Origin of the sequence: Enterobacter cloacae complex sp. P40C2 (genome assembly GCF_014930695.1) — a bacterium.
Lineage (GTDB): Bacteria > Pseudomonadota > Gammaproteobacteria > Enterobacterales > Enterobacteriaceae > Enterobacter > Enterobacter pasteurii.
Genome location: NZ_JADBRP010000011.1, coordinates 19162 through 30550, shown reverse-complemented (window position 1 = coordinate 30550; position 11389 = coordinate 19162). Strand labels below are relative to the sequence as shown.

At 58.6% G+C, this 11389-nt stretch carries 12 protein-coding genes; 4 read left to right on the top strand and 8 right to left on the bottom strand.

Annotation, left to right across the window (positions count from 1 at the left end):
- Positions 1-4 precede the first annotated feature (4 nt).
- The 4 genes from IM304_RS17735 to nasR form a co-directional block, all read right to left on the bottom strand.
- Complete coding sequence (locus tag IM304_RS17735; protein WP_148419617.1) at positions 5-793, bottom strand: ABC transporter ATP-binding protein; 789 nt, start codon at positions 791-793, stop codon at positions 5-7.
- Between the two features lie 9 nt (positions 794-802).
- The gene (ntrB, locus tag IM304_RS17730) at positions 803-1681 is read right to left on the bottom strand and encodes a nitrate ABC transporter permease (RefSeq protein WP_193356438.1); all 879 of its coding nucleotides are present in this window, start codon (positions 1679-1681) and stop codon (positions 803-805) included.
- Between the two features lie 2 nt (positions 1682-1683).
- Positions 1684-2931 carry a CmpA/NrtA family ABC transporter substrate-binding protein gene (locus IM304_RS17725; protein ID WP_193356439.1) on the bottom strand — a complete coding sequence of 416 codons (1248 nt, stop codon included), beginning with the start codon at positions 2929-2931 and terminating at the stop codon, positions 1684-1686.
- Positions 2932-3158: 227 nt separating this feature from the next.
- Positions 3159-4343 carry a nitrate regulatory protein NasR gene (gene nasR, locus IM304_RS17720; protein ID WP_193356440.1) on the bottom strand — a complete coding sequence of 395 codons (1185 nt, stop codon included), beginning with the start codon at positions 4341-4343 and terminating at the stop codon, positions 3159-3161.
- A gap of 72 nt (positions 4344-4415) precedes the next feature.
- Between nasR and IM304_RS17715 the strand changes: the two genes are divergently transcribed.
- From IM304_RS17715 to IM304_RS17705, 3 genes are all read left to right on the top strand, one after another.
- Positions 4416-4769, top strand: coding sequence for a DsrE/DsrF/TusD sulfur relay family protein (locus IM304_RS17715; RefSeq protein WP_148419613.1), 354 nt, complete (start codon positions 4416-4418; stop codon positions 4767-4769).
- 106 nt (positions 4770-4875) lie between these two features.
- A complete protein-coding gene (locus IM304_RS17710; RefSeq protein ID WP_148419612.1) occupies positions 4876-6660 on the top strand; it encodes a methyl-accepting chemotaxis protein in 1785 nt (594 codons plus the stop codon).
- Between the two features lie 195 nt (positions 6661-6855).
- Positions 6856-7095, top strand: a complete 240-nt coding sequence (locus IM304_RS17705) for a hypothetical protein (RefSeq protein WP_193356441.1) — start codon at positions 6856-6858, stop codon at positions 7093-7095.
- Between the two features lie 30 nt (positions 7096-7125).
- On the opposite strand, the gene IM304_RS17700 is transcribed toward IM304_RS17705, so the two are convergent.
- On the bottom strand, positions 7126-7821 hold the full coding sequence (locus tag IM304_RS17700) for a gamma-glutamylcyclotransferase (RefSeq protein WP_176611204.1): 696 nt from the start codon (positions 7819-7821) through the stop codon (positions 7126-7128).
- 177 nt (positions 7822-7998) lie between these two features.
- Positions 7999-8229, bottom strand: a complete 231-nt coding sequence (gene chaB, locus IM304_RS17695) for a putative cation transport regulator ChaB (RefSeq protein WP_003856674.1) — start codon at positions 8227-8229, stop codon at positions 7999-8001.
- Positions 8230-8498: 269 nt separating this feature from the next.
- Between chaB and chaA the strand changes: the two genes are divergently transcribed.
- A complete protein-coding gene (chaA, locus tag IM304_RS17690; RefSeq protein WP_003856672.1) occupies positions 8499-9599 on the top strand; it encodes a sodium-potassium/proton antiporter ChaA in 1101 nt (366 codons plus the stop codon).
- Positions 9600-9687: 88 nt separating this feature from the next.
- Here the strand turns inward: chaA and kdsA are convergent, their stop codons facing one another.
- Complete coding sequence (gene kdsA, locus IM304_RS17685) at positions 9688-10542, bottom strand: 3-deoxy-8-phosphooctulonate synthase (protein WP_003856671.1); 855 nt, start codon at positions 10540-10542, stop codon at positions 9688-9690.
- A gap of 36 nt (positions 10543-10578) precedes the next feature.
- A complete protein-coding gene (gene sirB1, locus IM304_RS17680) occupies positions 10579-11388 on the bottom strand; it encodes an invasion regulator SirB1 (RefSeq protein WP_148419609.1) in 810 nt (269 codons plus the stop codon).
- Between the last annotated feature and the right edge of the window lies 1 nt (position 11389).

The window sequence follows — 11389 nt, the reverse complement described above, 5'->3', positions numbered from 1 at the left end:
CTCGCTACGCCGCTTTCGGCTGTTTTTCGTAGAGGAAATGGAGGATTTGCTGGCGCATGTGGTGATAGCGACCGTCGTCCGCCAGCTGCACCCGGTTGCGCGGGCGCGGAAGATCGACGCGCAGGATCTCGCCCACGGTGGCCGCCGGGCCGTTGGTCATCATCAGCACGCGATCGGAGAGCAGCACCGCCTCGTCGACGTCGTGGGTAATGAGCACGATGGTGGTGTTCAGCGCCTGCTGGATCTGCATCACCGAATCCTGAAGGTGCGCGCGCGTCAGCGCGTCCAGCGCCCCAAACGGCTCATCCATCAGCAGCACCTTCGGCTTCATCGCCAGCGCGCGGGCAATACCGACGCGCTGCTTCATGCCGCCGGAAATCTCCTCCGGACGCTTATGCAGCGCGTGGCCCATCTGCACGCGGTCGAGGTTATGTTCAATCCACTCCTTACGCTCGGCTTTGCTCATGGCGTGGCGAAACACCCTGTCCACCGCCAGCGCCACGTTGTCGAAGCAGGTTAGCCAGGGCAGCAGCGAATGGTTCTGAAACACCACCGCCCGCTCGGGTCCCGGCCCGGCGATTTCGCGGTTGTCGCAGATCAGCCCGCCTTCCGTCGGCAGCGTAATGCCGGCGATAAGGTTTAACAGCGTCGACTTGCCGCAGCCGGAGTGGCCAATCAGGCTGACGGTTTCGCCCTCGTGAATATCAAAAGAGACGTTCTGCAGCGCCAGGAACTCGCCGCTGGCGGTGGAAAAGCGCTGGCTCACGGCCTGGACCTGAATTAACGGTTTCATCTTCGCTCCTTATTTTTCCTGCCAGCTAAAGCGACGGGCGATCAGCATCAGCCCCTGCTCCAGCAGCAACCCGACCACGCCAATGATGACGATGGCGATGAGAATGTTTTCGACGTTGAGGTTGTTCCACTCGTTCCAGATCCAGAAGCCGATGCCCAGCCCTCCGGTGAGCATCTCGGCGGCGACAATCACCAGCCAGGCAATGCCGATGGAGAGGCGAACCCCGGTCAGCACCGCAGGCAGCACCGCCGGAAAGAGAATGCGGCGCAGGATGTCCCATTCAGAGAGCTGCAGCACCCGGGCGACGTTGAGGTAGTCCTGGGGGATACGGCGCACCCCTTCGGCGGTGTTGATGACCATCGGCCAGATGGAGCAGATAAAAATGGTCCAGCTGGACGCCGGCTCCGCTTTCTGGAACAGCAGCAAGCCGATGGGCAGCCAGGCCAGCGGGCTGACCGGACGCAGGAGCGCGATCAGCGGGTTAAACATGCGTGAGAAAAAGGTGAAGCGGCCAATCAAAAAGCCCAGCGGAATGCCCGCCAGCGCGGCCAGCCCGAAGCCGATGGCGACGCGCTGCAGTGACGCAAGCACGTTCCAGCCGATGCCCATATCGTTTGGCCCGTCGCGGTAGAACGGGTCGGCGAACAGGGTGATGGCCGAATCCAGGGTGCTGAGCGGCGTCGGGAAGCCTTTGCTGTTGATGGCCGCCAGCTGCCAGAGCACCACCAGCAGCCCGAGACCGAGCAGCGCCGGAATAACGCGCTGTAAAACATCGTTCATCCGACGCGTAAACGCCGGCGCGCGGCGGCGTACCCGTCGAGGAGGCAGGACAATCACCTCCCCGCTCTCCGGCGTCTCTTGTGGTTTCGTACTTTGCAAATGCTGCATAATCAGGCCCCTTTACGGTGAATGGCGAAGCGGTTGGCGTACCCTTCCGGATCGGTGCCGTTCCAGACGGTGCCGTCCATCAGGGTGCTGCTGCGATAGGGTGATGACGGGGTGGACATGCCGCCGACGGCGGTCGCGGCATCCTGCCAGACCGCGGTCTGGTTGATGCGCCGTGCGATGCCCGCGTAGTCCGGCGCGGCGTGGAGCAAGCCCCAGCGGCGGAACTGGGTTAAAAACCACATGCCGTCGGAGAGATACGGGTAGCTCACCGCACCCTCGTTGAAGAAGCGGATCGGGTATGCGTCCTGCCAGCGCTGCCCCAGGCCGTTGTCGTATTCGCCCAGCATTCGCCCGGTGAGGTGCTGCTCCTTGCAGTTCAGCCACGCGCGGCGGGAGAGGATCCGCGCGGTCTCGCGTTTATTTTCCGGTGAGGCCTCGATCCAGCGCGCGGCTTCCATCACCGCGCACACCAGCGCCCGGGCGGTGTGCGGATTTTTGTCCACCCAGTCGCGACGCGTGCCGAGAATTTTTTCCGGATGATCGGCCCAGATGGACTGCGATGTGGCGGCGGTAAACCCGATGCGGTCGTTAATCGCCCGCGCGTTCCACGGCTCGCCGACGCAAAAGCCGACCATGTTGCCGATGCGCATGTTCATCACCATCTGCGGCGGCGGCACCACCACCGTGCGCACGTCGTCGAACGGATTGATGCCCGCGCTGGCCAGCCAGTAGTAGAGCCACATGGCGTGCGTGCCCGTCGGGAAGGTATGCGCGAAGGTATACGTCCCCGGAGCCTGCTGGCCAACCAGCGTCTTCAGCCCGTCGAGATCGCGAACGCCCTTCTCCGCCAGATCGCCCGAGAGCGTAATGCCCTGACCGTTCTGGTTGAGGGTCATCAGGTTCGCCATCTGCTGCGGCTTGCCGGCGATGCCCAGCTCAAGCCCGTACAGCAGGCCATACAGAACGTGCGCCGCGTCCAGCTCGCCCGCCACCAGCTTGTCGCGCACCGCTGCCCAGCTCGCCTCTTTGGTGGGGACAATGGTGATGCCATATTTTTTATCGAACCCCTTCAGGGCCGCGATAACCACCGGCGCGCAGTCGGTGAGCGGGATAAACCCGATGCGTACCGTCTCCTGTTCGGGCTTATCCGACCCCGCCGCCCACGCGGCCTGCATGACGCCCGGTAACAGCATTGCGCCACTTGCCAGCATGCTGGCCTGCAAAAACCGCCGTCTCGACAATTCCGCCATAACCGCTCCTGAAAAAAAGCCAAAAAAAAGCGCCCGCCGTGCCGAAGCACCGCTGGACGCCTTTATCCCGAAGACGCATGCACCGCCGTTGGCGCATCGTCGAAAATGGTTAATCTGTTAATGCAAAGCTAATGCCAGCTTTTAACACCCTGTTTTACTGGCTGTACCCCCGGCAGCCGCGATTTCACGCACCGCTATCAGGCAGAAAATGCCCGCCGATTGTGCAGCTACTCCTTAGGGGTTAGCGGCCAGAGGTTTTTGACGGTGAGCAGCGCACGGGCGATATCAACCATGCGCTGATTTTTATCCATCGCCATTTTGCGCAGGGCCGTCCACGCCTGCTCCTCGCTCATGTTCTGGTGGGTAATCAGTATGCTTTTGGCCTTATCGATGAGCTTACGCTCCTCCAGCGTGTCCCGCAGGGAGGCCAGCTGGCGGGATAGCTGCTCTATCTCTCGCGCCTGCTGGCGCACCAGCGTCAGCAGGGGTTTATCCGGGTAAGGCGCAATCGGGTCGTCGCGTTCATCGCCTCCCATCACGGCCGCACCGGAGGTCTGAATTGCCTCATCCACCGCCACCATCAGGTCGGCAATCACGATCTCCTCAAGCGTGCGCAGATGCTCAAGCCGCGACGTTTGCAGTGAAAACCAGTTCAGCGCGGTATCGCCGTTGTCAGCGGAGGGCTGCCGCGTGCAGGCGACGCGCCGGAGCTGCTCCGTCTCACGGTCGGGCTGGCAGTGACGGGCGAACGTGTTCTGCACGTCCGCGTGGCTATAGGATAAAAAGATCTCAAAACAGGCCTGCTGTCCGTCAATGCGGTCAACCAGCTTCTGACGGGTGTCGTCATTGAAAAAACCCTGCGTAAAGCCAATGGCCCCAAGCGCGCGCTCTTGCCCCACCAGCTCTTTGCCCTGCATCAGGCTATAGAGGGCAACAAAACGGCCCGCGATTTGCGGATCGTCAATGCTGTCATTCAGCTGCGGTACGATACTGAGCAGCTGACGGAGCATCCGGCTGTAGCGATCCATGGCCTGGGGAGCCGTGATGCTTTGCGCGTCAATCCCGTTACGCAGTAGTGGAAGCGTATCCAGGCTGAGCAACGCGCAGGCGATGCGCTCGCAGACGCCGCTCCCCGTGACCGGGAAGTGCGCGCTGAGCTCGGCATGCAGCGCGGTGAGATTTTCATCCACCAGCCCGCGACTGGCTTTGCATTCGGGGACATACAGCTTACCCTGAGAGCAGAGCCAGACGTTGGATGCTCCGCGCTCGCACTGGAGCATATGTGCCAGACGGCTGATGCCATTCACCAGCACGCCAAGCGCGGCCAGCCTGCCGAGCTGCTCCTTGCGCAGCAACGTCGCGCGCTGGAACCACTCGGTTGCCGCAGGTGAACTGCCCGCCATTAATGTCATGCTTACTCTCCCGGATAGCGAATCTCCGGAGTAGTAAGCAATTTTCGTGCCTTTTAAAGAACAGGAGTCAACATGCAGAAGATTGTGATCGTCGCCAACGGAGCGGCCTACGGCAGCGAATCCCTTTTTAACAGCCTGCGTCTGGCGATAGCGCTGCGCGAGAAAGAGAGCGCACTTGAGCTGCGTCTTTTTTTGATGTCGGACGCCGTCACGGCCGGACTGAAGGGGCAGAAACCCGCCGAGGGGTACAACATCCAGCAGATGCTGGAGATCCTGACCGCGCAGGACGTGCCGGTCAAACTGTGTAAAACCTGCACCGACGGACGCGGCATCACCGGGCTGCCGCTGATTGAGGGCGTCGAGATCGGCACGCTGGTGGAGCTGGCCGAATGGACGCTGAACGCGGATAAAGTATTAACATTTTAATAATTTCGCCGTAAAAATATTATTTTCTTATGGACGCGGTTTCAGCATCAAGTTTACCTGCGAGGTTGCCGATGGAGATGGAAACAACACAGCAGGTATTACACTTATGTTCAGATCCATTCGCGCCCGCATCATTGCCGCGACGACAGGCTGTCTTGTCGTCGCCCTTCTTCTTAATACCGTTATCAACTTTCAGGTTACGCGCCACGATAACCAGCAGTCACAGCGCGATATTCTGAGCAGCACCAGCGCCAGCCACACGATGGCGATTGCCGACTGGGTGAAGGGCAAAATGGCCGTCATCGCCTCGGCGCAAAGCGTGGCGTTAAGTGATGATCCGGTGCCCGTATTTAAGCAGCTCGCGCAGGCGGGCGGGTTTACCAACGTGTATGTCGGGTACGCCAGCAAAACGGCCAAATTCTCCGACCCGGCCGGCGTACCTGCCGATTACGATCCAACCATTCGCCCCTGGTACCAGCAGGTCGTCAGCGCGGATGGCCCGGTGGTGACGGCCCCCTACGTGGACGCGGGTACCGGAAAACTGGTGGTCACCTTCGCGATACCGGTAAAGGAGAACGGCGCGCTGAAGGCGGTTGTGGCGGGCGATGTGGCCCTGGACAGCGTGGTGGCTAACGTGCGCGGCATTCACCCGACCCCGGCCAGCAGCGGATTGCTTCTGGGCAGCGACGGCACCGTGATTGCCGCCAACGACCCGGCCCTGACGCTGAAGCCGTTGAATGAGGTCCTCAAAGGGATCGATTTTGCGGCCCTGAAAAGCGGTAACCTGGTTGACGGGACGTTTGACGGTAGCGATAAAACGTTCGTCGCGACCGCCGTACCGGGCACCCGCTGGCTGCTTGTTGTCGCGCTCGATAACGCGGATGCCACCTCCGGAATGCGCTCCCTGCTTAAAGCCTCAGCGCTGTCGCTGGCGATCCTCGCCCTGCTGAGCGGCGCCATCGTGCATGTCCTGATCGCCCGCCTGCTCAAACGACTGTCTGATATCCGCGATGCGATGAACAACATCGCCAACGGTACTAACGATCTGTCACAGCGCCTGCCGGATAAGGGAGACGACGAGGTGGCGCAAATCGCTCAGGCCTTTAACGCCTTCAGCGATAAGCTCTCCGTGGTGATGGTCCAGCTGCGTGAGGCCAGCGCCTCAGTGAAAAACGCCGCGCGGGAGATTGCGGCGGGCAATCAGGATCTTTCCGGACGAACCGAGCAGGCCGCCTCCAGCCTGCGGGAAACGGCCAGCGCCGTAGAGGAGATAACCGCCTCCGTCACGCAGTCAAACGAGTCGGCAGCAGAGGCGAACGAGCAGGCGAGCAAGGCCTCGGCCGCGGCGGCGCGCGGCGGCGACGTCGTCGCTCAGGCCATCAGCACCATGCAGTCCATCGAGGTTGCTTCCGCAAAAATTGGTGATATCACCAGCGTCATTGACGGCATTGCCTTCCAGACCAATATCCTGGCGCTGAACGCCTCGGTGGAAGCCGCACGTGCCGGAGAGCAAGGCCGCGGGTTCGCGGTCGTCGCGGGCGAAGTGCGTAATCTGGCCAGCCGCAGCGCTCAGGCGGCGAAAGAGATCAAATCCCTCATCGACTCTACCACCGAAAGCGTCGCGACCGGCTCCCGGTACGTGCACCTTGCGGGAGACAGCATGGATGAGATCCGCTCCAGCGTCGGGAGCGTGTCGGGCATCATGCGCGAAATATCGATTGCCACCCGCGAGCAGATGAAAGGGATCCACGAGATTAACCACGCGGTTAGCCATCTGGATCGGATGGTGCAGCAGAACGCTGAACTCGTTGTGCAGTCTGCCGCTGCGGCCAGCGCGCTGCAAAGCCAGGCGGGCGACCTTGCTGAGACCGCCGGACATTTCCGCATATAATTTTCTCCAGGCGCGCGCAGGCCAGGGAAAACGCGCGCCGGCTGAATGGTTTCAGGTATTTTGTCATTTTTGTTTAATCGTTACGCCCTTTTTTGATCAAAATCAGCATCCCGCCCCTCCTCCTTTGGTGTTATGCAGTGAGTAAATTGTGAACAACATCACGCTCGGGATGGGCAAAAAAGACGGGGTAATAAAATGGCACTGGTTAAAACAAGCTTGAAGCTGTTTGGCGGGGATACGGTAGTGGTTCGTTGCTCAGAGCGTTGCCGCATCCACCTGATGAGTTCGAAAGCGCACGCGCAGTCAGGGGCGGATATCCTCACCGTGCAGGATGATAACGCATGGCTGACGGTGCCCTATACCGGCACCTGGGATGTTCTGATCGACAGCCACAGCCAGTCGCTCGAGCACTCCGTGAGCTACGTGGCGGCATAATGAAAAACGCCCGGTCAACCGGGCGTTAATTCATGCAAAACCTGGCCTCAGCGTCGCGCCGGGCGGGTTGCCTTCCAGCAGCGCTTTCACCTTCACCACCAGCTCGTTCAGACAGTCGTCCTTCATGCCGAGCCGCGTCAGCTCCTGATCGAGCGAGAACAGGTACTGCGCGTTGGTGCCCAGCGGTCCGCTGGCGGCGGCAATCAGCGGAGCAATCACCTGGGTTCGGGTATCGGCTTCATACAGCGGGTGGCGCGGATCCATAATGAACACCAGCGCGCTTACGCTGCGCCCGTCGTCCAGCTCCAGCCTGCACCAGCTGGGCATATAGCAGCCGGTAATCATTTCGCGCTTCCACAGCAGCGTCAGCTCCTCTTCCAGCGTGGCGTCCGGAAGACGGTATGCTACGCCCGTGGTGCGCCCGCCCTCTTTCAGTGCAAGCATGCGGCCCGGCCGGCAGGCGCTGCCGCGCCCGGCGGTGAGGCGCAGGCAGAATGCGCGGTGCCAGCCGGGCAGCGTTCCGGTTGCCGATTCGACGTACTCGAGCGCCGGGTTCCACATCAGCGAGCCGTAACCAAAAATCCACACCGGGCCATCATCCGGGCGGCAGGCAAGCGTTGCCGCAAGCGACGCCGCACGCTGTTCAGCCGACCAGAGAAGCGATTCCTCAATAGCGCCAAATGCCGTCTTACAATCTGCCTTCATCAGGAAATCACGCGTTAACACATTCCACCTCCGCCACTGCATGCTTCCCTGCGACATCTGTAATTCGCCTTCCCGGCCTTGTATGCTGTTCATTTTAACAGCAGGTGAGCAACGATAAGCAATTCGCGGGCCAGATGCAACACAGCGGTAGCTCAACCGCCTGAAATGTCAAAATGAAGGTGGCGTATTATTCAGCGGCTATTTCTTTTTATGCCATTTGTCATCGTCCCCTTTCTCGTAGTCATTTTTTACGGCGGCCCAGGCGACCTTGTGCGCCGTCTCTTCACGGCTGGCATCGTCCCGGCGATCTTCTTTATCTTTGTACTGATCCCAGGCGCTGTTAAACGCTTCTTTGTAGATATCCTGCGCGTGAGCAGGCAACACGTTTTGCACGTTATCCGGTAATTCGCTTTTCGATTTGTATGGCATCGTTAACCTCTCTTTTGGCTAAAGAGATAAGTGTGGACGACGATACGTCAGGGTGCCACCCGGCGATGAAAAATGAACATCGTTGAATCATAGTTTATTGTTATTTAATGACTATTTCTCACAGATAGAACATTATAAGCTTCAACCATAAAAATCTTAACAAAGGGTAAAATTAAGTAAAAATTAAAGGGTAGTTAACCAATTTCTGTTAATTTAATGGCCTCAAAATCTATCTATAATTACAAGCACCTGCACTGATGGAGAAACACATGACAGCAACACACGAGGCGGTAAAAACCCGCCACAAGGAGACGTCTCTCATTTTCCCGGTTCTGGCACTGGCTGTGCTGCTCTTCTGGGGAAGCAGTCAGTCATTGCCAGTGGTTGTGGGGATCAATATTCTGGCTCTCGTGGGAATTCTGACCAGTGCATTTAGCGTGGTGCGCCATGCGGATGTTTTAGCCCACCGTCTTGGAGAGCCGTACGGCTCATTAATTTTAAGCCTTTCGGTTGTTATTCTTGAAGTCAGCCTAATTTCCGCATTAATGGCTACCGGCGACGCCGCGCCAACGCTGATGCGCGATACGCTCTACTCCATCATTATGATTGTGACCGGCGGTCTGGTCGGTTTCTCTCTTTTATTAGGTGGCCGTAAATTTGCCACCCAGTACATGAATCTGTTTGGCATTAAGCAGTATCTGATCGCCCTGTTCCCGCTGGCGATTATCGTGCTTGTCTTCCCGATGGCGCTGCCGGGCGCAAACTTCACGACCGGCCAGGCGCTGCTGGTGGCGCTGATTTCCGCGGCAATGTACGGCGTGTTCCTGTTGATTCAGACCAAAACGCACCAGAGCCTGTTTGTCTACGAGCATGAAGACGACGGCGATGACGATGACCCGCATCACGGTAAGCCTTCGGCCCACAGCAGCGCGTGGCACACGGTTTGGCTGATCGTGCATCTGATTGCCGTTATTGCGGTTACCAAGATGAATGCGAATCCGCTTGAGGCGCTGTTAACTGAACTGAATGCGCCTGTTGCCTTTACCGGTTTCCTTGTCGCGCTGCTGATCCTGTCTCCGGAAGGCCTGGGTGCGCTGAAGGCGGTGCTCAATAATCAGGTGCAGCGTGCGATGAATCTGTTCTTCGGCTCCGTGCTGGCCACCATCTCCCTCACCGTTCCGGTGGTAACGCTGATTGCCTTTATGACCGGGAATGAATTGCAGTTTGCGCTGGGCGCGCCGGAGATGATTGTGATGGTGGCGTCGCTGCTGCTGTGCCAGATCTCCTTCTCAACCGGACGCACCAACGTGCTGAACGGCGCGGCGCATATGGCGCTGTTTATTGCGTATCTGATGACGATATTTGCATAGTTTTATCTGGTGCGAGCTGATGCCCTCACCCCAACCCTCTCCCACGGGGAGAGGGAGAACAAAAAACCCGCCGAAGCGGGTTTTTTTATTAGTTGCTGGTATCCAGCTCGTCGAAGCTCTTCACCAGATCGTCAATTGCCTTGATCTGCTTGAGGAACGGCTCCAGCTTGTCCAGCGGCAGCGCGGATGGACCGTCGCATTTCGCGTTAGCCGGATCCGGGTGCGCTTCAATGAACAGGCCCGCCAGGCCCGTTGCCATCCCGGCACGCGCCAGCTCGGTAACCTGAGCGCGACGGCCGCCGGACGCTGCGCCAAACGGATCGCGGCACTGGAGGGAGTGCGTAACGTCAAAAATCACCGGAGACTGGTTAGAGACGTTCTTCATCACGCTGAAGCCCAGCATATCCACAACCAGGTTGTCATAACCGAAGTTTGAACCACGGTCGCACAGGATCACCTGGTCATTACCGCCTTCGATAAACTTATCGACGATGTTACCCATCTGGCCTGGGCTCACGAACTGCGGTTTTTTCACGTTAATCACGGCACCGGTTTTCGCCATGGCTTCAACCAGATCGGTCTGGCGAGCCAGGAACGCCGGAAGCTGGATCACGTCTACTACGTCAGCCACAGGCTGCGCCTGAGACGCTTCGTGCACGTCGGTGATCACCTTCACGCCAAACGTCTGTTTCAGCTCCTGGAAAATCTTCATCCCCTCTTCGAGGCCCGGGCCACGGTAGGAGTGAATGGAGGAGCGGTTGGCTTTGTCAAAAGAGGCTTTAAACACGTACGGGATGCCCAGCTTTTGGGTCACGGTCACGTAGTGTTCGCAGATGCGCATAGCGAGATCGCGGGACTCCAGCACGTTCATACCGCCAAACAGCACGAACGGCAGGTCGTTTGCCACGTTGATATCACCAATGCTAACCACTTTTTGTTTCATAGGATCGCCTTATTCAGGTGTGAATCGGAATTAAATTTAATGCAGTGTAATGTGTTTATGCGCGATCGCGTTGATCTGCGCGCGAATCATTTCGCTAATCGGATCTTCCGGACATTGCTCGACGAAATAATTCAAATCGTTCAGCGCCACGTGCTCGCAGTCGAGCTGCGCGTAAATCAGGCCGCGGTCGCGGATTTCGTACGGATCTTCCGGATTAAACTGCAGCAGCACTTCGCTTGCGCGCAGCGCCAGCTCCATCTGACGCTCTTCCATCAGCGCAGACTTCAGCGTATCCAGCAGCTTGCGGATAACCTCAGCGTTATCGGCTTCATCAAGATCTTCATTGAACAGTTCGGCTATCGGGCTGATGTTGCCCTTCAGCCAGACGTCAAGCGTGTGTTCATCCAGCGTGTCGCCGTTAAACGGATTGATTAACCACATCTCACCGTCCAGCCACTCCGCGCGCAGGATCATCTGCGTCGGGAAGATGACCGGCACCAGCGGAATATCCAGCCGGTGCGCAACCCACAGTAAAATGGCGCCCAGCGCGACGGCGCTGCCCTGACGATTTTTCAACACCTGGTCCAGCCACAGTGCGTCAGACAGGCGGTACACGCCGCGCGTGTCGCAGAAACCCCATTCGCCGTAGAAAAGCTCAATCAGCTTCTCCAGTTGCCAGTCCTGCGGACGTGCCTGACTGATCTCCTCGCGCGCCAGGCTAACCAGATTTTCCAGTTCAGCGTAAACGTACTGTGACGTAAAATCGTCGCGGATCATCTCTGAAATCAGGATCATACCATCGCAAAGCGGCGCTTTATTAAATTCGAAATCGGCTAAGGACCTCATG